This is a genomic window from Maritalea sp., from assembly GCF_051251695.1.
GTDB lineage: Bacteria > Pseudomonadota > Alphaproteobacteria > Rhizobiales > Devosiaceae > Maritalea.
Map to the genome: position 1 here is coordinate 139,181 of NZ_JBPOEU010000005.1, position 21,546 is coordinate 160,726.

Annotated in this window: 26 protein-coding genes and 1 tRNA gene; 10 read left to right on the forward strand and 17 right to left on the reverse strand. The window is 48.8% G+C overall.

The annotated features are described in order from the left end of the window. Positions 1-14 precede the first annotated feature (14 nt). The gene (locus ACSHWX_RS04235) at positions 15-338 is read left to right on the forward strand and encodes a DUF6949 family protein (protein ID WP_435666942.1); all 324 of its coding nucleotides are present in this window, start codon (positions 15-17) and stop codon (positions 336-338) included. Positions 339-341: 3 nt separating this feature from the next. Next, a complete protein-coding gene (locus ACSHWX_RS04240) occupies positions 342-860 on the forward strand; it encodes a gamma carbonic anhydrase family protein (protein ID WP_435666943.1) in 519 nt (172 codons plus the stop codon). Between the two features lie 6 nt (positions 861-866). On the opposite strand, the gene ACSHWX_RS04245 is transcribed toward ACSHWX_RS04240, so the two are convergent. From ACSHWX_RS04245 to ACSHWX_RS04260, 4 genes are all read right to left on the reverse strand, one after another. Further along, a complete protein-coding gene (locus ACSHWX_RS04245; protein WP_435666944.1) occupies positions 867-1,364 on the reverse strand; it encodes a GNAT family N-acetyltransferase in 498 nt (165 codons plus the stop codon). 146 nt (positions 1,365-1,510) lie between these two features. Beyond that, the gene (locus ACSHWX_RS04250) at positions 1,511-2,125 is read right to left on the reverse strand and encodes a transglutaminase-like cysteine peptidase (protein WP_435666945.1); all 615 of its coding nucleotides are present in this window, start codon (positions 2,123-2,125) and stop codon (positions 1,511-1,513) included. A 187-nt stretch (positions 2,126-2,312) separates the two neighbouring features. Beyond that, a complete protein-coding gene (locus tag ACSHWX_RS04255; protein ID WP_435666946.1) occupies positions 2,313-2,939 on the reverse strand; it encodes a PilZ domain-containing protein in 627 nt (208 codons plus the stop codon). 81 nt (positions 2,940-3,020) lie between these two features. Next, complete coding sequence (locus tag ACSHWX_RS04260; protein ID WP_435666947.1) at positions 3,021-3,779, reverse strand: PAS domain-containing protein; 759 nt, start codon at positions 3,777-3,779, stop codon at positions 3,021-3,023. 103 nt (positions 3,780-3,882) lie between these two features. Here ACSHWX_RS04260 and ACSHWX_RS04265 point away from each other — a divergent pair, with 103 nt between their 5' ends. After that, a complete protein-coding gene (locus tag ACSHWX_RS04265) occupies positions 3,883-4,620 on the forward strand; it encodes a rhomboid family intramembrane serine protease (protein ID WP_435666948.1) in 738 nt (245 codons plus the stop codon). Positions 4,621-4,623: 3 nt separating this feature from the next. Here ACSHWX_RS04265 and hisI read toward each other — a convergent pair whose 3' ends face one another. Both hisI and folE read right to left on the reverse strand, forming a co-directional pair. Beyond that, entirely contained in the window at positions 4,624-5,073 is a 450-nt protein-coding gene (hisI, locus tag ACSHWX_RS04270) for a phosphoribosyl-AMP cyclohydrolase (protein WP_435666949.1), read from the reverse strand. A 32-nt stretch (positions 5,074-5,105) separates the two neighbouring features. Then, on the reverse strand, positions 5,106-5,735 hold the full coding sequence (folE, locus tag ACSHWX_RS04275; protein ID WP_435666950.1) for a GTP cyclohydrolase I FolE: 630 nt from the start codon (positions 5,733-5,735) through the stop codon (positions 5,106-5,108). 172 nt (positions 5,736-5,907) lie between these two features. Between folE and ACSHWX_RS04280 the strand changes: the two genes are divergently transcribed. The 3 genes from ACSHWX_RS04280 (at position 5,908) to thrS (ending at position 8,704) form a co-directional block, all read left to right on the forward strand. Continuing rightward, positions 5,908-6,357, forward strand: a complete 450-nt coding sequence (locus tag ACSHWX_RS04280) for an iron-sulfur cluster assembly scaffold protein (protein WP_435666951.1) — start codon at positions 5,908-5,910, stop codon at positions 6,355-6,357. Beyond that, positions 6,357-6,659: a membrane protein insertion efficiency factor YidD gene (gene yidD, locus ACSHWX_RS04285; RefSeq protein WP_435666952.1), complete on the forward strand. Its 303-nt coding sequence runs from the start codon at positions 6,357-6,359 to the stop codon at positions 6,657-6,659. The genes ACSHWX_RS04280 and yidD overlap by 1 nt, the downstream gene beginning before the upstream one ends. A gap of 86 nt (positions 6,660-6,745) precedes the next feature. Next, on the forward strand, positions 6,746-8,704 hold the full coding sequence (thrS, locus tag ACSHWX_RS04290; protein ID WP_435666953.1) for a threonine--tRNA ligase: 1,959 nt from the start codon (positions 6,746-6,748) through the stop codon (positions 8,702-8,704). Positions 8,705-8,725: 21 nt separating this feature from the next. On the opposite strand, the gene ACSHWX_RS04295 is transcribed toward thrS, so the two are convergent. Together ACSHWX_RS04295 and ACSHWX_RS04300 are read right to left on the reverse strand one after the other, a co-directional pair. Continuing rightward, positions 8,726-9,235 (reverse strand): hypothetical protein, encoded by a 510-nt coding sequence (locus ACSHWX_RS04295; protein ID WP_435666954.1) that lies wholly within the window; start codon positions 9,233-9,235, stop codon positions 8,726-8,728. A 50-nt stretch (positions 9,236-9,285) separates the two neighbouring features. Further along, positions 9,286-10,263, reverse strand: coding sequence for a hypothetical protein (locus ACSHWX_RS04300; protein ID WP_435666955.1), 978 nt, complete (start codon positions 10,261-10,263; stop codon positions 9,286-9,288). Between the two features lie 146 nt (positions 10,264-10,409). On the opposite strand from ACSHWX_RS04300, the gene ACSHWX_RS04305 reads away from it, so the two are divergent. The 3 genes from ACSHWX_RS04305 (at position 10,410) to ACSHWX_RS04315 (ending at position 13,221) form a co-directional block, all read left to right on the forward strand. Further along, entirely contained in the window at positions 10,410-10,988 is a 579-nt protein-coding gene (locus ACSHWX_RS04305) for a nitroreductase family protein (RefSeq protein WP_435666956.1), read from the forward strand. A 64-nt stretch (positions 10,989-11,052) separates the two neighbouring features. Further along, on the forward strand, positions 11,053-11,913 hold the full coding sequence (locus tag ACSHWX_RS04310) for a transglycosylase SLT domain-containing protein (protein ID WP_435666957.1): 861 nt from the start codon (positions 11,053-11,055) through the stop codon (positions 11,911-11,913). Between the two features lie 87 nt (positions 11,914-12,000). Continuing rightward, on the forward strand, positions 12,001-13,221 hold the full coding sequence (locus tag ACSHWX_RS04315; RefSeq protein ID WP_435666958.1) for a DUF2336 domain-containing protein: 1,221 nt from the start codon (positions 12,001-12,003) through the stop codon (positions 13,219-13,221). Between the two features lie 2 nt (positions 13,222-13,223). On the opposite strand, the gene ACSHWX_RS04320 is transcribed toward ACSHWX_RS04315, so the two are convergent. Then, on the reverse strand, positions 13,224-14,000 hold the full coding sequence (locus ACSHWX_RS04320; RefSeq protein WP_435666959.1) for an NAD kinase: 777 nt from the start codon (positions 13,998-14,000) through the stop codon (positions 13,224-13,226). A 181-nt stretch (positions 14,001-14,181) separates the two neighbouring features. On the opposite strand from ACSHWX_RS04320, the gene ACSHWX_RS04325 reads away from it, so the two are divergent. After that, positions 14,182-14,257: transfer RNA gene (locus ACSHWX_RS04325), tRNA-Thr, on the forward strand. Here ACSHWX_RS04325 and ACSHWX_RS04330 read toward each other — a convergent pair. The 8 genes from ACSHWX_RS04330 to ACSHWX_RS04365 form a co-directional block, all read right to left on the reverse strand. Then, on the reverse strand, positions 14,245-14,808 hold the full coding sequence (locus ACSHWX_RS04330; RefSeq protein WP_435666960.1) for a hypothetical protein: 564 nt from the start codon (positions 14,806-14,808) through the stop codon (positions 14,245-14,247). The genes ACSHWX_RS04325 and ACSHWX_RS04330 overlap by 13 nt on opposite strands. A 75-nt stretch (positions 14,809-14,883) precedes the next feature. After that, a protein-coding gene (locus ACSHWX_RS04335; protein WP_435666961.1) for an IS5 family transposase occupies positions 14,884-15,632 on the reverse strand; the annotation gives its coding sequence in 2 pieces (ribosomal slippage) (positions 14,884-15,303 and positions 15,306-15,632; 747 coding nt in all). Positions 15,633-15,952: 320 nt separating this feature from the next. After that, a complete protein-coding gene (gene phnE / locus ACSHWX_RS04340) occupies positions 15,953-16,810 on the reverse strand; it encodes a phosphonate ABC transporter, permease protein PhnE (protein WP_435666962.1) in 858 nt (285 codons plus the stop codon). Further along, positions 16,807-17,748, reverse strand: coding sequence for a phosphonate ABC transporter, permease protein PhnE (gene phnE / locus ACSHWX_RS04345; protein ID WP_435666963.1), 942 nt, complete (start codon positions 17,746-17,748; stop codon positions 16,807-16,809). Before phnE (ACSHWX_RS04345) ends, phnE (ACSHWX_RS04340) begins: the two co-directional genes overlap by 4 nt. 63 nt (positions 17,749-17,811) lie before the next feature. Beyond that, positions 17,812-18,729: a phosphonate ABC transporter substrate-binding protein gene (gene phnD / locus ACSHWX_RS04350; protein ID WP_435666964.1), complete on the reverse strand. Its 918-nt coding sequence runs from the start codon at positions 18,727-18,729 to the stop codon at positions 17,812-17,814. 36 nt (positions 18,730-18,765) lie between these two features. Next, on the reverse strand, positions 18,766-19,572 hold the full coding sequence (phnC, locus tag ACSHWX_RS04355) for a phosphonate ABC transporter ATP-binding protein (RefSeq protein WP_435666965.1): 807 nt from the start codon (positions 19,570-19,572) through the stop codon (positions 18,766-18,768). A gap of 141 nt (positions 19,573-19,713) precedes the next feature. Continuing rightward, positions 19,714-20,880 carry an alpha-D-ribose 1-methylphosphonate 5-triphosphate diphosphatase gene (locus tag ACSHWX_RS04360; protein WP_435666966.1) on the reverse strand — a complete coding sequence of 389 codons (1,167 nt, stop codon included), beginning with the start codon at positions 20,878-20,880 and terminating at the stop codon, positions 19,714-19,716. Next, entirely contained in the window at positions 20,867-21,544 is a 678-nt protein-coding gene (locus ACSHWX_RS04365) for an ATP-binding cassette domain-containing protein (RefSeq protein WP_435666967.1), read from the reverse strand. The genes ACSHWX_RS04360 and ACSHWX_RS04365 overlap by 14 nt, the downstream gene beginning before the upstream one ends. Between the last annotated feature and the right edge of the window lie 2 nt (positions 21,545-21,546).

The window sequence follows — 21,546 nt, forward strand, 5'->3', positions numbered from 1 at the left end:
TTCAAGGGATAGAAGTGACAAACGAGTTTTTGATAGCACTTTACATCATTGGAGTAGGCATCGCCTTCGCTGGTGCATCGACCTATTTCTACCAATCGGTTTGGAAGCAACAGGCAGCGCTGCGATTTGACGGTGACAATGTTTTTGTCACTATTGCTCATCTTTCGATGAGTTTTGTTTGCGGACCTTTTATCATGCTGCATATGGGATGGAGCCGGGACAGTGCCGGTGGCATGCAAATGAGCCAAGCTCTATTGTCAGCCTTTATCGCATTTGGTTGGAGCTTCGTGATCGGGCTCGGGGTACTTTGGTTCTATATGGGCGTGTTGGGCTTTTGATCCATGCTTTATGAATTTGACGGTATCGTCCCTCAGCTGGCAGATGACGTTTTCGTCGCGCAAAGCGCGGACCTAATCGGTAATGTTGTTGCGAAGTCGAAGTCAAATATCTGGTTTGGTGCGGTATTGCGTGGCGACAATGAACCAATCGTCATTGGGGAGAACGCCAACATTCAAGATCTGAGCGTTCTACACACTGACCCCGGCTACCCTTGTATCATCGGTGATAATTGCACCGTTGGGCATCGTGCCATTTTACACGGATGCGTGTTGGAAGAGGGCGTGTTGGTCGGTATGGGGGCAACCATCATGAACGGCAGTGTTATCGGACGTGGCTCGATTGTTGGTGCTGGTGCCGTTGTGACCGAAGGGCAGCAAATCCCGCCGTTTTCTATGGTGTTAGGTATGCCTGGAAAAGTGCGTAAAACACTGGACGAGGCGACATTTTCCGACCGTATCGCGCACGCGGCGAATTATGTTGAGCGCGGTCAGCATTACCTTAAAGCGCTTAAACCAGCATAATGAGCTTCAGACTGTTTTTGCGCCGATCTGAAATAGGTCGGCGTTACTTGGGTCTGTCGTGTGCAACCCGATTTTTTGCGCAACTTTTCTTGATCCATGATTTTCAGCATCGATTTCTGCAATGATGTTTGAAAGTTTTAAGGTTTGTAGGGCGTAGCGCAACACCGGCTCAGCAGCTTCTGTCGCGTAGCCAAGTCCCCAACTTTGACGGATGAAACGCCAGCCGATTTCGCCTTCATTTTCAGCGTCACAGGGCACCAGCATAATCCATCCCAGAAAATTGTCTGGTGCGATTTTTTCGGTGACTGCCCAATAACCCATTCCAGCAGGATAGTTTTCATTCATTCTGGCCAAAACGAACGCCAAATGTTCGTCAGGAACTGCCCATGGGCCAGGGATAAACTTGGTCACAAGTGGATCACGATCCATCGCCAAGCACGCTTCTAAATCATCTTTGGTGCGTGGACGCACAATAAGTCGTTCAGTTTCAAATATCGGTTGCATCAGGCTGCCTAGATTTTGGATGGGTCAGAGGACTAACATACCGCCCAAAATAGCCAAAGACCAGCTTCGGGGAAAGCTGGTCTTTGTGTTCCGGCCGGTGTCAGGGTTGGAAAATTGGCCGAAATTTCTTGAAATCGTACTGAAGCTTAGTTGCTCGCAAGAACGATTGATCTGTTGTCTGCTAGCTCCATCCAGCGACCGGCATGAACCTGAGACTGACGTTTGATGTATGAGTATGGTGTTTCGCTCCATACTTTGATGAGACCGTTCTGGTTGTCCAAGATAAGGTCGCCACGATCTGTACGTACTGTAAGAACGGCGTGGCCTTCACCTGACTTCTGTTTAACAACGGTTACAAGAAGAGTGCTTGGTGCCCAACCTGCTTGGATTAGGGCTTTGCGTTTAGCCAATACATAATCTTCACAATCACCAAAACCTTTTGGGTATGTCCAAAACTCAACGGTTTGGTATAGATCGATATCATTTATTGGCTGAATTTCTGCGTTGAACTTGGCATTTACGTCCAAAAGTTTCTGCCATTTGCCTTGAGTGAGCGTTTCGTAAGAAACGAGCTTAGCATTTTGTTTACATTCAATTGGGTGCGACTTGCAAAATTGTGCATGACCCATTGGAATTGATGTTTCGCTTACTTCGGCAACGAATGCCTCATTTGATGAAATCGCCTGTGCTGTTGATGTAAGGGCAGCAACCAATGTTGCGCCGATCATCATATTGCGAAGTACCCGTTTGAAATTTTCCATTTGTAATCTCCCTGACGAGGATCACTATGGAGATCGAAAATTTCGGGCTTGAAAAATAAAACGGGAGACTTTTATTCAAAATCAAGGGGTTAGATTTAGGCCTTATTAAGCATGTGCTGGCGGCGCACACAAAAAAGCCCGCATGATTGTGCGGGCGACTTTGGTTTGAACTGTATTATATATAGAACTATTCAGATCGAAGGCTTGCCTGAACGACGGTGAATATTTCTTGCACGGAAGAAAACTCAACCGCGATGCCATCGTCAAAGTGTCGAATGACCCGCGCGCGCATGCGCCCAATGGTGATGGGTGTACCCATTGCAGGCTTGACGTCAATTTCGACAGCCGCGCCAGATAGTGAAATATCGATAATCTTACATTTGTAATTGCGACCATCTTCTAAGATGATGCGTGAATGGCGAATATCGGGCACCTGCCGCTCGTGACGGCGATCTTCTGGCAGATTTAGAATATCTTTATTTGCAAACCAAGTTAGTTGTGCTGCAAATTTTTCGCGTTTGCGAGGAGATGCGTTGACGTTGATGACAAATCCGCCATCAATCATATCGGTGATTTCGCCCTCGATACGACCTAAATGGTCGATATAGGCAACAACCCGCTCGCCAATATTGCCCAATTCCGGCGCAATGACATGGGCGTCGCCCGGCGACATTTCAACAACTTGGCAAGGAAATTCACGGCGGTCAGCCAACATGTAGCGACCCAGCAATGAAACTTTGACGCTTTGAAACCGCGCAGGTTCGGTGTGCGGTTGAGTTGATGACGGTTCGGAATTTAGAGCCTGAGTATGCATAAAGTCTTCGCCGACCTATTTGTGATGTCGGCAAAGATAGCATCGGGTTGGTTAACCGAATGTAAGGGACTAAGTAATTTTTTACCGTTTGCCGCCGTCAATTACTGAAAGGTGAGCATAACGTCGCGCACTTAAACCAAATACTGTTGATGACTGACCATAGTTTGAACGAATATCGATGACATCTTCGCTGTCATGAAAATCAACGTCAGTGCTGAGGTCTCGCCCGGAAAACTCGGATTTTTGGTCGTCTGGCCAGATCAAGCGTAAGCCGGTGATCCGCTGTTCCATGATGGGCTGAGTGCCAAACCATAATGGTTCTTCAAATGCTGTAATGGAGCCGATAATTCTTTTGTTGGTTGACCCATTGTGACGAAGGGGAAGCAAAATTGTTTCAAATGTCAGTTGGGCGTTGTGCTGGCTGGTGCCGTTAAACGTTACCAATGCCGCCGCGTGATCATCTGTTACAGCCTTGATCAGCGTTTCAATCGCATCCTTGTCGCGGCGGTGCCACAAATCGATGAATGATCGGTTTTTTAGCTCGCGACAATAGGTCGAACAGATATGGGAGCCAGCCAGACGGAAATTAAATGTGTCGTGGTCGGGGGAGGCTTCCAAAATAAAGGTATTTGCTAGTGCATTGCGTATCTTTGTTGGATCGACGTCACGACGCTCCGGTGCGCTGCGCGTACCACGTAGTTCGTTCCAATAATTGTACAACCGCTGCGTGCTTTGCATTTGCATGTCAGTCATATTCCCCGCATTCAAATTGTCCGGCGCCGTTTCATCGACGATCAGTTCGTTTAGGCTTTTAAGATTTGCTTCACCAACCTGAACCATTTGGCAGGAAAAATCGCCCTTAAAGCTTTATTAAGGTTAACGCGGACGACGGCTGTGGAAAAAACCAAAAAGAACGGGCATAAGGGTGAAATAAGGAGCACACATGAATTTCCCACCCGAGCAAAACGACCCGCAAAAACCACAAGGGCAGCCGCCAGCATTCAATTTGCCGTTTATCGTGACGATAACCGTTGGATTGCTGTTTCTCATTCATCTTGCTGCGACGTTGATGTTGAGTGCTGATTCTTATGATCTGCTCTTCGTGCAGTTCGGATATATTACCCAGCGCGATTTGTTACCTGTGGAGCTTCGCGGTGGCGAGTTCGCGCGGTATTACTCTTTGTTTTCACACGCTTTTTTGCATGTTGGGTGGCAACATTTGATCTTCAATATAGCGTGGCTGGTGGTTTTTGGCAGTCCTGTCGCACAGCGATATGGCAATATTGGATTTATTGCGGTTTTTCTGTTTGGCTCGGCGGTTGGCGCGCTTGTTTTCGCTGCGATGTCTGGTGGTGGATTTTCAGTGTTGATTGGGGCATCTGGCGCGGTATCTGCCTTTATTGGCGGGGCGACTCGTTTCGTGTTTCAACCACCCCAAACAAGACTAAACCCTGAGACCGGTGAGGTCGTTGTGGTGGGTCGAAAACTGGCGAGTTTGATCGAAATAGTTAAGAACAAACGGGCGTTTGGCTTCGCGGGCTTCTGGCTGGTATTAAACGTAGTTTTCGGGGTTGCACCCGGTTTAATGGGCGTTGACGGCTCTGTGGCATGGCAAGCGCACCTGGGTGGATTTGTAGCTGGTTACTTCATGGTGGCGTGGTTAGAACACCGCGCGTTTTAGCAATTATTTGTTGTAAACGTCCTTGGGATCGAACAGTGGCTGCATACCAAGGTCAGCTAACTTAGCTTTGCCGTTTTCAACAACAACTTTACGGTAGAGACAAGATTTTCGCCCGGTATGGCAGGCAGCGCCGGTGCCGGTTTGAAGAGCCAGAATTTGCAGAATATCCTGATCACAATCGGTGCGCATTTCGACCAATTGCTGTAGTTCGCCGGAACTTTCGCCTTTTTTCCAAAGACTTTGGCGCGAGCGTGAAAAATAATGCACGAAACCGGTTTCTAACGTCAGGCTGATCGCTTGTTCGTTCATATAGGCGGCCATCAAAACTTCGTTGGTCTGCGCGTCGCATGTGACAGCGAGAATTAGGCCGTTATTGTCGAAACGAGGGGCAAAAATGTCCCCCGCCTCAATTTCAGATTTGGTCAGCGTCGTTTGGTCGTTAAATTCAGCCATTGTTTTCCGGCAATCTAAATGGGTAAGCGCAACTAGCTTTTACCCATATTCAGGAGGGAGAAGAAACGTTGTTGCTCCATCATTTCTTCTGCGAAAACACCCGTAAAGCGTTGAGTTACAGTGGAAGCGCCATGTTTTTTCACGCCTCTAAGGGACATGCACATGTGTTCTGCTTCAAGCATCACGGCAGCGCCACGCGGGTTAAGCGCTTCATTTATGGCATCAATGATTTGTGCGGTCAGTGTTTCTTGGGTCTGTAGGCGTTTTGCAAAAACGTCAGTTACGCGGGCAAGCTTTGACAAGCCAACAACGCCATCGGTCGGTAAATACGCAATGTGTGCTTTGCCGACAAACGGCACCATATGATGCTCACAATGTGAGAAAAACGGAATGTCTTTGACGAACACAATGTCATCATATCCGCCCACTTCATCAAAGGTACGGCTTAGGGTTTCAAGGGGATCTTGGGTGTAGCCTTGGAACAGTTCTTCATATGCACGCACAACGCGCCCAGGGGTATCTAAAAGCCCCTCCCGCTTTGGGTCATCTCCGGCCCACGCAATTAGGGTGCGTACCGCGGCTTCCGCTTCTGCGCGAGAAGGGCGATCTTTTTGAACTTGTACGTCAATAGCTGGTTTTAATGGTTTGGCGGTCGCATCCATGGTGATCTCCTGGTGGCGTCGACCTTTAATACGCACACAACGGCTGAACGGTTTACAATTTCGTAACGCCTTAAACGAAATTACCGAGCATTGGTGTTTCTCACTTCTCGCCCTATATAAGGTAATGGTGTGACAATAAACAAGTGCATACCCATTTTGTGATGGCGAATTGATGAGCATAAATCAGATTTACAGCGACAGAATTTTGGAACTAGCGGGTAATTTGCCGCAAACGACGCCACTGGTGGCGCCGGACGCTGAAGCGCGGCGCGTTTCGCGCATTTGCGGGTCCAGCATTGATGTGCAATTGGCGATAGAAAACGACCATATCGTTGACTATGCGCATGAAGTGAATGCCTGCGCATTGGGGCAAACGTCTGCCTCAATTGTCGCCCAGCAAATTATCGGGTCCAGTATTGATGAGCTGCGCGCCGTTCGAACGCAAATGATTGCCATGCTAAAAGAGGATGGTCCTCCGCCGACCGAAAAGTGGGAAGATTTGAAATATTTGGAGCCTGTGAAAGACTATAAGCCACGTCATACATCAACATTGCTCGTGTTCGAAGCGGTTGTGGATGCGATTGATCAATATGAAGCTCAGCAAAAAGAGCGCGTTGTATAATGCTCAAATTGGTTGGCACAGTCATTGACTTTCCATTCAGATGGGCGGCAATCGGGCTTATTCTTATCTATCGCTACAGTCTTTCCGCCTTTACCGGCCGCACCTGTCGTCATGCGCCAACCTGTTCGGAGTTCACCCTAGAAGCCATAAAAAAGTATGGCTTTTGGCCGGGTGGTTGGATTGGCGCCGCTAGAATCTATCGCTGCCGGCCCGGTGGCAGTGATGGATTTGACCCAATTCCAGAAAATTTGCCCTCAATTGGCCGTTGGTACGCGCCTTGGCGATTTGGGCGCTGGAAATAATTCTAAAACATGTTAAAGCAACTTTTCTGACCGATCACACAGCAATAATGCTGGCGTGGCGATATTGATTGAAGTGGAGAAAGATCATGGTCAATGTGTCGTTTCCTGATGGTGCTGTTCGGGAATATCCTGCAGGTACCACCGGCACCACCATCGTAAATTCCATTTCAAAATCGCTGGCGAAAAAGACGGTCGCGATGCGGGTGGAAGGCGAGATTGTTGATCTGGCGCAACCGTTTGAAAAAGACGGCACAATTGAGTTTGTGTTGCGTGATGACGAAGCCGCGCTGGAACTTATCCGGCACGACTGCGCGCACGTACTCGCGGAAGCTGTACAAGAGTTGTGGCCTGACACACAGGTAACAATTGGACCGTCAATCGAGAACGGGTTCTATTACGATTTTGCACGCGACCAGCATTTCACAGAGCAAGATTTTGTCGTCATCGAAAAGAAGATGCGCCAGATTATTGAACGTGGTGCTGAGTTCACCAGAGAAGTTTGGGATCGCGATGAAGCAAAACGCGTATTTAAGGCCAAGGGCGAAGAGTACAAAGTTGAGCTGATCGACGCGATTGCGGCTGATGAAGATGTCAAAATCTACAAGCAAGGCCAATGGATGGATGTTTGTCGTGGGCCGCATATGCGCACAACAAAAGACATCGGCGTTGCGTTTAAACTGACCAAAGTGGCTGGTGCTTATTGGCGCGGCGACAGCAACAATAAGATGTTGTCACGTATTTATGGCACGGCTTGGGCAAACCAAAAGCAGCTTGATGCATATCTTCATATGATTGAAGAAGCAGAAAAGCGCGATCACCGGAAATTGGGCAAGGAAATGGACTTGTTCCATTTGCAAGAAGAAGCCCAAGGTTCAGTGTTTTGGCACCCAAAAGGCTTCACCATCTATAACCAGATGGAACAATATATCCGCCGTAAGGTGGGCAATGCTGGTTATGGCGAGGTGAAAACACCGCAATTGATGGACAGCAAGCTTTGGGAAAAATCCGGCCACTGGTCAAAGTTCCGCGAAGACATGTTTGTGGTGCCTGATATTGAGTTTTCATCTGATTCTGAGCATTTGGAAGTAGAACAGGACGCAAAATTGTTGGCGCTAAAGCCAATGAATTGCCCAGCCCATATCCAGATTTTCAATCAGGGCATTAAATCATACCGTGATTTGCCGTTGCGGATGGCCGAGTTTGGGTGTTGTCACCGGAACGAGGCGCATGGCGCGTTGCATGGCTTGATGCGTGTGCGTCAGATGACCCAAGATGATGGTCACATTTTCTGTCGTGAAGATCAGGTGACTTCTGAAACCGAAGCGTTCTGCGCGTTGCTTGATTCTGTCTATGAGGATATGGGCTTTACCGAAGTCAAAATCTTGTTGGCGACCCGACCTGAAATGCGGGCGGGGACCGACGATGTTTGGGACTTAGCGGAAAAGGGCCTTGGCGATGCATTGCGTGCCACTGGTCGTGAATTTGAAATTGCAGAAGGCGATGGCGCGTTTTATGGGCCAAAACTAGAATTCCACCTAAAAGACGCGATTGGTCGGTCTTGGCAGTGTGGTACGTTGCAACTCGACTTTGTGTTGCCTGAACGTCTGGGTGCTTCATATATTGCTGAGGACAGCTCTCGTCAGGTACCAGTGATGTTGCACCGCGCCGTACTGGGTACGTTGGAACGGTTCATTGGGATTTTGATTGAAAACCATGCGGGGCGGATGCCGATGTGGTTGGCACCGACCCAAGCTGTGGTTGCCACCATCATTTCCGATGTGGACCCGGCAGCCTTGGCGGTTGTTGAAAAGCTAAAAGCTGCAGGCATTCGGGTTGAAACCGATTTCCGCAACGAAAAGATCAACTACAAAGTGCGTGAGCATTCGACGAACAAAGTGCCGGCAATTCTAGTCCTCGGCGAGCGCGAGGCAAACGAAGGTACAGTTTCCGTTCGCCGCTTGGGGGAACAAGGCCAAAAGGTCATGCCCGTCGAGGACGCGATTGCTAGTTTGGTGGAAGAGGGAACCCCGCCAGACCTACGCTAGCAATTTTTGAATGAGCTTACTTTATAAGGCGGCGTTTATTTTTTGGCCTTTTGCCTTGGAATAAGTGCCGCTTACCGTTTCAAGTACCTTGCCATTTTTGTCGATCACCACCGCATGAATGGTGTTGGTGCCGCTAACGCCAATTTTGCGGTTAAATGTGCCCACATTGGTAAAAAGCGTGATGGTCTTGGCGCGCGTGGATTTGCTGGTAATGCCAGAGCGCATGCCGTTATTGATAAAGCCGCTCATCAATCCATAGCCCGATGAAATCACCGGTGTCTCATAAAATTTAACACCTGATTTTTTTGCAGCCTGCTGCAAAAACGGTAGCCATGTATTGACGTCATCTTGTTGTTTTTGCGAATAGGCAATCATTACGATTGAACGACGTGCTCCGAAGTCGCCAGGTAAATTCATTTTGACTTCGTTCAGGTTTTTAGCGCTGATTGATGGAAATTGACCAGCAAGTGCCGTACCTGAAAATGTTAGAAGAACGACTAAAAATGCTGTGAAAATGTTGAGTTTTTTCATTATTTTTGCTCCCGCAGTTGAACCATATACGCGGTGCATAACTGATTGGATCAGTTTGAAATCACCAGCATTTCGATTTCGCGGGGCAGGCCGGGAACAATTTCGAACTCGCGATTAAAAACGCGCGTACCCAATTTGGCGATCAAGATGTATTCGCCTTGTTCCAACACTGTTTGTGGGAATGCGTTTTTCTCTTCGTGAATGGTCACACCGTCTGGTGTTTTAATGGTCCATTCGGTATCTGCAATCGCTTCGCCACCCGGCTCTGACACAAGTTTAAACGTTGCCAATGCGGCTTTATGATAAAGCGTGGCGGATGTGAGTTGGCCGGGTTCAACGCGCAGATCTGCTTTGGCCGTCGCGTTGACGTCGCCGAAATGGGAAACCACGCTATAGGTTCCAGAATTTAGGTGCAGCACTTTGCCCGGAGCAACCGACTGGGCAACGATTCTCTGTCCGCCTTCGGCGCTATCCGCGTAAACCGTAAAACGGAGCCATCGGTTGGGAATGGAGATATCTCCGGTGACCGCTGCATTTAGTTGTAGCCCGCCAGCGTTCAAAATGAGTTCAATTTGATTGGGGCCTTCAACAACATTGATCGTGTCGGATGCCTGAGCTCTGCCAAACGAAGCATGTGCAATATAATCGCCGGGCGCTAAGCCGAAACTGGCTGTTGCATCTTTGGAGCGTGTAATAAGCTCAAGCTCACCGTTTTCATTGGGCAATATCGAATAAATCCGCCACTCCACTCCGTTTGGAATGAATGGGCCATCCTCAGCAACCCGCGCACTAATGCTGACGGGTTGTGGGTCGCCTTTTGGTTGTTGTGGCATTGAATTATTTTTAGGGTCTGTCGCGTCCCCAGCGGTCGGCGCGGTGATGTCCTGATTCGGATTTGACGTAGAACTATTTGAATTGTCGAATGTTTCGGGCCTGGTGGGAGGCACGGGTGCGCTTTCTTGTGCATAAGAGGGTACACCGAAAACGAGTGTTAAAACACTGATTGCTAGCCAAATTTTGTTGTTCATGTGCGCCGCGCTTGCAATTAAAACCTGATAAAGAGTTGGCTGACCAACTCACAATCATATTTCAATCCTGTTTGGATTTAGTTTGCGGCTAAGCTATGGCATAAACAGTTGATATTTTCAAAATTGTGTGAGGTTTGAAGTAACAAATGAGCGAAAACCGCCAGCTTGTGGATTATTTGAAGACGCGCCGGTCAATAACCGCGTCGTTTTTGGCCGAACCCGGACCAAGCGAAAGCCAATTGGCCGAACTATTTGAAATTGCAACGCGGGTTCCGGATCACGGGAAGATTGTGCCATGGCGTCTTGTTGTTATTGCCGGGGCTGAGCGTGCAAAAGCCGGTGAGAAATTGGCCGAGCTGATGTTGCAACGTAATCCTGAAACTCCAAACGAGCTTTTGGATGCAGAACGTAATCGGTTTTTGCCAGCGCCACTGACCATTGGGGTTATTTCAACCGCAAAATTGCATGCAAAGGTGCCAAAAATTGAACAGGAACTGTCGGCAGGTTGTGTTTGCTTCAATTTATTGCACGGGGCAAATGCGCTAGGATTTGCTGCCCATTGGGTTACAAGGTGGTTTGCATTTGATGTGGATGCAGCCAAAATTTTGGGTGCGAAAACCGACGAGTATTTTGCAGGCTTTATCCACATTGGTACGCCAACCGTTGCGCCACAAGAACGGCCACGCCCCGCAGTGGAAGATGTTGTACAATATTGGCGTGGTTAACAATTGTTTAACGACGTTTATGCTTTGTTAAAGTTGATCCAATGCTACAAAAGTTGAAAATATCATGTCTGGTGTAAAGCCGGTTCAAGTGCCCCTCCATCTTACTCAGGCTTTATCTAAGGCCGGGGACAAGAATGGTGTGGATTTTGACTATTTGCTGCAAACGGCAATGCGTGAAAGTTCGCTCAATCCGGAAGCCAAGGCCAAGACATCGAGTGCTGTTGGTCTATTTCAGTTTATTGAGGGCACTTGGCTGGAGGTCATCAAAGAAGAGGGTCCCAAGCTTGGGTATGGCTCGATTGCGGATAAAATTGAGCGCACATCGGACGGATACGAAGTTCGCGACAATAAGCTGAAGGCTGGCATTTTGTCCCTTCGCGAAAACCCGGAAATGTCTGCGGATTTGGCGGCAGCATTTACCCGGCGTAACGGGCAATATTTGCAAGAAAAATTTGGTCGGATGCCATCACCTGGTGAATTGTATATTGCGCACTTTATGGGCGCGCGGGGTGCTGAAAAGTTCTTTGACCTTGGTTTAAGCCAACCCAATTCTATTGCTGCAGAGCGCTTTCCCTCACAGGCAAAAGCCAACAAATCTATCTTTTATGAAGGTGGTCGACCTCGGACGATCAAGCAAGTTTATCAAGTACTTGTGGCCAAGCACCAAGAGTTGGGGCCATCACAAGCCGCACAAAGCTCTGCGGCCTTTGCAGCGCAACAAATGGCAGTTGCACCCACGGGACCGTTTTCCGTTGGCAATGCAAAAAAACCGGTCACGCCTTTTGAATCTCTTTACCGTACGCCGGCCGCTGATGCTTTACCCAGTCGAATTGGGCCGCCTGCATTAAAAGAGCAGGATAAGGTGGTTGAAGAAGATTTGGCGGCGCGAACGCAGTCGTTTTTCTCTCGGTTCTATAGCAACTAAAATCGCGAAATTTTATGGTGAACGCTTCATTAAACCTTCGCGGGTAAGCTCGCCTTAGTTTTCTTTGTGTTGTGTAAAGGCGCTAGCGTGCTTGGATTTCATGAGTATCATTCATTGTCGCAATCCCCCCATAGTGAGGAACGCGGACAGGCTGCAAGAATTGCGGCGCGTGCTTATCTAGAGCATGAAGGGCCTGCAGATGAGCAGGCCGCGCTTTACGCTGCGGTTTTAAGTTTCTTGGATGATAGTTCGGTAAAAGTTCGGGCCGCTTTGGCGTACGAATTATTGCGCTCCCCAAATGCCCCACGCCCATTGATGTTTGCATTGGCGCAAGATGAGCCAATTATTGCGGCCGCCGTTGTGCAGTTCTCACCCGTCCTGTTGGATGGCGACTTGGTTGCTCTTATCAGCAAGGATGCGGTGCGCGTCGCAGAAGCCATTCTGGCGAGGGCGAATGTTGGTGAAAAACTTTGCAATGCTCTGGCCAATCAACAATGTCGTCAAATCGATGAGCTGCTGTTAGGGCGTTTGGACCTTGTATTGCCGCCCGATCTTGTGATCGAACTGGCGGATCGCTGGTGTGATGACGCGCCCATGCGTGGGCTATTGTTGGCCCGCAATGACTTACCGATTGCCGGACGATTTTTGCTGACGGAACGAATAACGGATGCCCTCATGGGCGCGCGCATTGTGAAGGGCACCATTCAAAAGCGACGGCTCAACCGGCTTATGCGTGACCAATTGGACAAGGCAACCACTGGTTTGGTGGCTGGTGAACCGAGCGCTGAGCAGTTCGATTATGTTTACGCGCTTTACCAATCAGAGCGTTTGACGCCGCGCCTTTTGATAAATGCAATTGTGAATGGTCGAACACAGTTTTTTGTCACCGCCCTTGCGGTGCTTGCAGAACTGCCAACGCAAAAAGCGGATGGTATCTTGCATTCAGGCACACGCCGAGCGCTGCATGCACTTTACACAAGGTGTGGATTTGAGCCTTCTTTGCGCAATCTTATGGCGCGGTTGACTATTCTTGCGCGCGAGGCCGATCTTGAGGTTGATGTTGCTGGACGTCATTTTGTAGTTTCACAACTTATTAGTGCGCTGATCGATGATCATGAAGGCAATATACCGGACAGCTTAGAAACGGTGTTTGGCTATCTCAATGAGCAAAATGTTGCCTTAGCGCGCGAAGCTGCACGGGGTGTGATGGCAAGTTTTTGCAACGAGGCAGACAGTGACGTCGCCATTAAAATCACCCATCTTCGGGATGAAGAGATTGCTCAACAATTGGCGTTGCCTGCTGCCTGACTTTAATAGTCGAATTGCTCGTTTAAAATCCGCTCATCAAGACTATGGCCTGGGTCAAATAGCAGGGTTACGACGTGTGTACGTGATTCTGAAATCTGCACTTCGAGCACATCAACTATTTCTAGGCTATCGGCGACTGCGTTGACAGGTCTTTTGTCGATTTCTCGAATTCGAAATGTCACTTCAGCACGATTGGAAAGAATGGCACCACGCCAGCGTCGCGGCCGGAATGGTGATATTGGTGTCAGCGCGAGAAGAGGGGCCTCAATCGGCAATATTGGCCCTTGAGCCGATAGGTTGTAAGCCGTTGAACCTGCAGGTGTAGCGACAAGTACCCCATCACAAATCAACTCGTCGATTCGGGTTTTTCCGTCGACAAGAATTTCAATTTTGGCAGCTTGGTAGGACTTGCGCAGAAGCGACACTTCGTTGAGCGCTAGCGCTGTGTGGGTTTCGCCCTGTTTTGTTGTTGCTGTCATTCTTAGCGGATGAATTTGTGTCGGTTCGGCGCGTTCTAGCCGTTGTGTAAGACCTTCGATGTCAAAGTCGTTCATCATGAAGCCAACGGAGCCGAAATTCATCCCGTAAACCGGGATTTGACGGTCCATTACCGTGTGCAGCGTTTCCAACATAAATCCGTCGCCGCCAAGGGCAACGATGACATCTGCTTCCACAGGGGGGTAATCACCATATTTGGCGATCAGCTCCGCTTTGGCCGCAGTTGACTGCGGTGTGCCAGACGAAACGAAGGAGATTTTGTTGGTCGAAAGTGCTGGCACCTAATTGCTCCGAACGAATAAATTACTGGCCGAGAGTTCACCGTGCCACACTCCTAAGGTATTGGGAAAGCCCCAAATTTTTGCAAATGGTTCTATTAGAATTCACATAGGGAAAAAATTTGCGACTTTTGCAAAAATCATGCTTGCGTCAGCTGCTGTGACGATGTATCAAGCGCGCGTTGCCGGTTTAGCTCAGTTGGTAGAGCATCTGATTTGTAATCAGAGGGTCGGGAGTTCAAGTCTCTCAACCGGCACCATTTTTAGAAACACCTCCTTGAACCATGCTCAAAGCCTTGAAGGGTAAGGTTAAAAGGGGAGTTCTAGCTCCCAATTTTCGGTCATACTCAAGACGGTCTGCAAAGACCAGTTTCAGCACCAATCGACGCAAGTTGATGTTGCCAGAAACCCAGAGTTTCCAAGGCTTTGTGATGATTTGCAGCGGGAGTTCTAGTTTTTCATTATAGCTGTCTTGTTTTGGACGCTTGATGTGCGTGATTTGATCAACAAATCGGGCTTTGTCGCTTTCGAGTTCTTCGATCTTTTGCTCATATCGCGCAATAACTGTGCTGTTCGAGGTTGTCATTAGACGCTCTACAATCGCGTCAATTTGTTGATCCAGTTTCTTTGTTTGATCTTTAATGGAAGCCACCAGTGCATCAGTTTGTTCGTGGCGCTGATTCCATGCATTCCTAAACATCACTTTGACGAGGGCGACTAAGTTTTGTGTTGGCTGCACTGTTTTAATTAAATCACCAACAGCGTGTTCGGCTTTGTCCCGTGCAATCGACTTGCCGTAACCTAAGAGCATGCATGCTTCCTTTGCAGTGCAAGTCCAGTCGCAAGGCTCAACTGCGCCACTAGAACACAAAGCTAGGGTCTGGACTCAATTCAGCCAACACTTGATTGCAAAGAGTTGTACCATAGATAAGAAGTTTATGGCTTTCTTTTCGAAGCGGGTTGCCAGCCTTCGCATGTCTTTCATTTTGCAAAAGAACCGTTCAACAATGTTGCGCATGGCATAGAGATTTTTGTCGTGGTGAATTGGAATACGAGCGTTGCTCTTTGAAGGAATAACCGCCAATGCCCCTTCATCGGCAATCTGTTGCCTGATTTTTGCGCTGCCGTAAGCCTTGTCAGCAACAATGGCCAACGGTGGAATTTCCCAATTAAGAAAAGCATTTATCATCTGACTGTCATGAAGCTGGCCACCGCTGATTTCCAGCCGAAACGGGCGTCCTTTGGCATCTACAGCCGCGTGAACCTTACTTGTGCGACCGCCGCGTGAGCGACCAATGCCTTCTACCAGCTCCCCTTTTTTGACCCCGCCGCTGCGCGGTGAGCCTTAACTATGGAAGCATCAATGAAGATCAGAACATCCTCACATTCTTGAGCGAACGCTTCGAATATTCCTCGCCAGACGCCGCGCTCACCCCATCTTATATAGCGATTGTAAACTGTGGTTCGCGGGCCATAGCGTTCAGGTAAATCACGCCAAGGTGCGCCAGTTCTCAAAATATAGAAAATACCATTCAGTATTTGTCGGTCATCCTTGCGATCAGGACCGCGCCCTTGTTTGGGAAGAAGAGGACCAATAACCACCCACTCCTCTTCACTTAAATCAAATCGTGCCATCAAAACCTCCATATCTGGAGGTCTTGAATCTGATTTGTTAAACTAAATCAACAAATTGAATTGAGTTCAGACCCTAGTAATTTGGGAGCGGTGTGGCAGGCTCTTGATGACGAGAACCGGCGAGAAGAAGAAGTTCGCTTCTGCTCGCAAGCAATCAAATTTCAAATCTGTGCGAGAACTTTTCACCGACAGTTTGTATTACAATCTAACTGCAAACGGGCATTTCATTACAACGATCACTAAACTTTTCTTGCTCAACTTGCTGTCACATTTACTGACGGGGAGTTCGGTTCAATTCATTGCCGAGACAGCAAAATTCTCTATTTTACTTCTTCAAATTCGCCAATAATTCTTTTGCGAATCTTTGAGCTAATCCAGTCGATCACATAAACCATGGCGATGATCAAAAAGATGATCGACCAGGCTTCGTCCCATTTGTAAGCCGATATCCTGTCTGACAGGAGGAAGCCGATCCCACCTGCCCCGACAATGCCCAAAATGGTGCCAGAACGCACGTTTGATTCAAAGTTGTAGAGCAGAATAGAAATGATCACCGGGCTAACTTGAGGCATGATGCCGAAACGCACGAGTTGGAAGCGTGAACCGCCCGCGGCCTTCACCCCATCTGTTGGCTTTTCGGACGTGTTTTCAATAGCTTCTGAGAACAGTTTGGCAAATGTGCCAATTTCCGAAACGGCCATGGCCAGAATACCGGGCAACGGCCCCAATCCAAATGCACGGATAAATATAAGAGCCAAAATCAATGTTTCGAATGCCCGGATAATGTCATATCCACGTCGCACACCTAGCCGTAAAAACGGAATTTTGTTGATGTTCTTGGCGCCTAAGAACGACAGCGGAAACGCTATTACGGCCCCCAACACTGTGCCCAGGAACGCGATTGCTAAGGTTTCCAAAAGACCTTCAAAAATCGGTGCGAATTCTGTCCAACTTGTCCAAATGTAGGGTGGAAACATAAAGCTGATCACCCGTCCCAAACGTTCAAACCCAACCCAGATGCGCATGGGCGAAAAGTCAAAAGCAATCAAGCAATAAACGAACAGGCCAATTATCCCAGCCCATACCGATATTCTAAGGACGCGCGTTTTTAATGGCGGTTGGTAGATGTCAGGATATTTGGCTTTAAAGGCTTGCACTTCGTTTTGGGTCATATTCATGTGCGTTCTCCCATGCCAATCACGCGGTGGCGCAGTTTTTCGGAAAGGTAGTCAATGACCACAACCGTGAAGAAAATGATCACGAAAAGCGCTGAAAGGTCGGTATATTCTTGAAAACTCATGGCCGTTCGGAACTCTTGGCCCAGGCCGCCAGCGCCTACATATCCAATGATTGAGGAGGCGCGCACGTTTATTTCAAAGCGTAGCAATGTATAACTGATAATGTTGGGCAATACCTGTGGCACGGCGCCATATCGAATTTGATCGAACCAGCTGCCGCCTGCAGCTTTGACCCCTTCCAAGGGGCGCATATCGATGTTTTCATTGACCTCAGAATAGAGTTTGCCCAACGATCCGGTTGCATGCAAAGCAATTGCCAACACGCCAGCCATGGGGCCAACTGAAAAACAAAAAACAAATATTAGGGCCCAAACCAATTCCGGCACTGTCCGGGCGAACTCCAAGTAACGACGGGACACCCACAACACCCATTTGTTTGGGGTAAGGTTTCGTGACGCTGGAAATGAAAGGATAAAACCACCCACAACACCCAATATCGTCGCCATAAATGCAATCAGTATGGTTTCAAGCAGCAACATCATCCAAACGGGCCAGCGCCAAAACCAAGTCGACATATCAGCGCCAAATGTTGCCCAGCTTATGTCGGGCAATGTTTGAACAATATATTCGCCAAGGCGAGGCAAGCCAGAAGAAATTATCCACTGCCACTCGCGCGCGCCGCTTGGCGTTGTGACTTGCGTATATTTGAAAAAATCGCCGATCCAAGCGGTCAGCATAAATAGTGCAATAAATATCAGCGAACCAAGGGCCCAGCTTAAACGCATACGTTTTCGGTTTGCTGCAAAGTCTTCTTCAAATTTGTCTATACTAGACATATCCGGCGAAGCCTTGTGTTCAGCGGTTGCTTGCAATGTCACTGTTCATCCACCATTGAAGCGGACAAGGCCATTTGGCCTTGCCCAAGATTAAACGCAAAGTGATTAACCTTTGCGGCGTTGCTCTTTGATCCACTGGCGCATATCAACAATCCACTGATAGCGATCATGGTCTACTGTCTGGAAACCAACAGCTGGATTGGCGTCGTCTTCTGTCCAACCTGAGTAAAGCTTATAGCCTTCAGGGTCTTCGCTTGGGAACGCTTGGATAGCCGCAGAAACGTCGGCGATCATTTCCTGAGGTAGATTTGCACGGAACGTCCATGGGCCAGATGTGATTTCTGGGCTTTCCCAGATCTTGCACACAACGCCTTCGTCGATCATGCCTTTAGCTTCCATTCGCTGATAAACGCCAGCGCCTTCATTGTTCCACCAAGTCGCTGCTGTATCAAAGGCACCGTTCACAACACCATTTACGCCAGCTTCGTGTGAACCGGAGAATGTCACCGTGCCGAAATGGTCTTCAGGTTTAAAACCTTCTTTGTTGACCATGTTGAAATAAGGAACAGCGTATCCTGAAGTGCTGTCTGGGTCGGCGAACGCATGAACTTTGCCTTTGGCATCCTCAAGGCTTTTGATGCCGCTATCGCAACGTGTTACCACGATTGAGTAATAGCCGGTTGCACCATCTTGCTTCAAAGTTGTCAATGTTGGAACAACACTGCCATTTGTTGCTGTGTATGCGGCGGCATATGAAGATGAACCAAAGCGTGCAATTTCAATTTGGTCAGCAGAAATTGCTTGGATCACGCCGTCATAGTTGCCAGCAGTAAAGATCTCTACTTCGATGCCAAGTTTATTTTCCAAGTAAGCACGAAGAGGCTCATTGCGCTCAAGACGATCTTGCTCGTTTTCGCCAGAAAGAATACCAAATTTGACAACTTGATAATCGTCTTTCCAAGTGTCTGCCATGGCAGGGAAGGTCATCAACGCCAAAAGCGCCGTGGTGGTGAGCAACTTCATATTAGTCTCCTGATAGGATATAGGTTTGGGTTAGAGTTATGCAGCAACCTGAGGGCGGTTCTGTATTGACGTTGAGGTCACGGCCTCGTTGATTTCTTCCAAGCCGTCTGCGCCATAAATCTCGCGCACCACAGCGTCTGTGAGCTGCTGAGCGGGGCCATCAAACATGACTTGCCCTTGGCGCATCGCAATAATCCTGCTGCAATATTCGCGGGCTGTGTCCAATGTGTGAAGGTTGACGAGAACGGTCAGTTTGTCTTCCTCATTGATGGTGCGCAGTGCATCCATCACGCGGGTCGCATTGCCCGGATCTAGAGAGGCGATTGGTTCGTCCGCGAGCATAATACGTGGATTTTGGACCAAAGCACGAGCGATCGCGACGCGCTGTTGCTGTCCACCAGAAAGCGTGCCTGCCCTTTGAAGGGCAAACGGTATCATGTCCAATCGATCAAGCGCTTTCACTGCCATGGTACGCTCTTCGTCTGAAAACCGCATTGTGGTCGATGACAAAATACCATGTTCAGAAATGCGTCCAACCAGAACGTTTGTGATAACGTCCAAGCGGTCTACCAAATTGAATTGCTGAAAGATCATCGCGCAATTGCGGCGCCACTGGCGCAGCTCTTTGCTACGAAGTTCGGTGATGTTCACGTCATCAAATGAAACTGAACCAGCGGTTGGCTCAATTAGCCTGTTGATGAGGCGAAGTAATGTGGATTTTCCCGCGCCTGATCGGCCAATCACACCAACAAATTCACCGCTATCGATTTCTAGATTTATTTCGTCTACGGCTTTTGTTGATCCGAAGTGCTTGCTTAGTCCCGCAATTTTCAAAGTGCTCATCACATTCTCCCAGTTCAATCGGCGAGTTCGTCCGAATGAGTTGAAAGATGTTTAGCAGTTGCAAATGACGCTAATTGCGCAGAATTGTAAAACTTATGTCAAAACGTCGAACGAATTTTAGCAATTCGTTCGACGCCAGTTTTATGCGGCTCGTCCTAATTGCATCAAACCATCAGAATATACGACATGCCCGCCGCGCATGCTGGTTACGACATGCCCCATCGAACTGGTTTCAGCGATGACCAAGTCAGCGCGTTTCCCCACTTCGATCACTCCGCGATCGCTCAATTTCAGCGCTTTGGCAGGATTTGAAGTTGCCAACCGGACAGAACCCGACAAACCATCAGGATCGGTTTCCGCCATAATCAGAATTGCCGGCAGGATAGAGCTGGGGTGATAGTCAGATGCCAAAATATCTAGCACGCCAGCGCTATGTGCTTCACGCGCAGACAAGTTGCCCGAATAAGATTGCCCGCGCAGCGCATTTGGAGCGCCCATTGCGTTTGCCAAACCGCAGGCGTGTGCTTCTTTTGCCGCGACGATGTCGACAGGGAATTCTGAAATCGCTACGCCTAAAGAATGCATAAGCGAGACTTTTTCCACCGTATCGTCATCGTGGCTCGCCAAAATCACTTTGTTGGCATGGCAAAGCTCGGAGATTTGGTGAAGCGTTGTCGCCAGCACGTCCGCTGGTTGCTGACGGTCCTCAATTTTGCGTTCAACCAACGCTTGCGCTTCATCTCGAGAAATGCCCCGCATATGCGCAACATGGCTAATATGACGTTCAATATTTCGATATTGTCCCTGTCCCGGCGTGTGATCCATCAGCGACACGAGATCAAGCGCTTTATCTTCGATGAGGGTTTTGATCACAGAAAATGCGTTCTCAAAAGTGATATCGAAACGTGCATGAACGCGATGGTCGACCCGTAATTGATCACGCACAGCGTGTAGTTGACGGATCACATTGCCTGTGTGCTCGAAAGACCGCATTTGCCCGTCCGCAGCACCAGAGGTAAACGACACGGCCGCATAGGCGGTGATCACACCTGCTCCGGCCAAACGGCGATCCAGCTCCCGGAACGCAATTTCTGTTGGCATGTCAACACGCGGACGAGGCTCAAGTTCACGCTCGATCATGTCGCCGTGCATATCAATGAAGCCCGGCATCAACGTCAGGCCATCACCGGCAAAGCCGCCAGCGACAGGCTTATCGCTTATTTCAGAAATCAGCCCATTTTCAATCTTCACCGAACCGCGCTCAATGACGCGGTCAAACATTACGATGTTTAAATCAGACAGCCACATGTGTTGGCTCCATATTTTGGTCTTTAACTTCTACCGAAAGGTCGATGGTGCGGTCCACGAGGTCGGCCACGTCACCGGGATGATGGAATACGCCGATCATCGCCACATTTTGAGATTTGAGTTCAGCCAACCGCTTCGTAAGTGCCGTCCGTGCTCCTGCATCCAAAGACGCAGTGGGTTCGTCCAGCAACAGCAATCGCCGCGGCAAAATGAGAGCCCGCGCTAAATTGACCTTTTGCTGTTCACCGCCAGAAAATGTCGTTGGATAGGCTCGCCAAAGCTTTTCCTTCACGCCAAACACATCCAGCCAATGCCGTGCTTCCTCAATTGCCTTTAATCGCTCAATACCATGCAGAATAAGCGGTTCGGCAACAATCTCTTCCGCAGCAACGCGAGGTCTTGCCACCAAAAACTGCGTCACAAACCCAATTTCCTCGGTCCGTAACAAGGCAACATCAACATCTGCTGCCCGCGCCAGATCGATCTCACCCCGCCTTGACGAAAACAAAACTTCACCGGCAACCGGCAAATAGGTTCTGTAAATTGTGCGCAACATTGTTGATTTTCCAACGCCATTCGCGCCTTTCAAAAGCACAAATTCGCCAGCATTTAGGGTGAAGTCCACATCGGAAAATGCATAAAGCTGACTATCGAGGTGGTGCATTT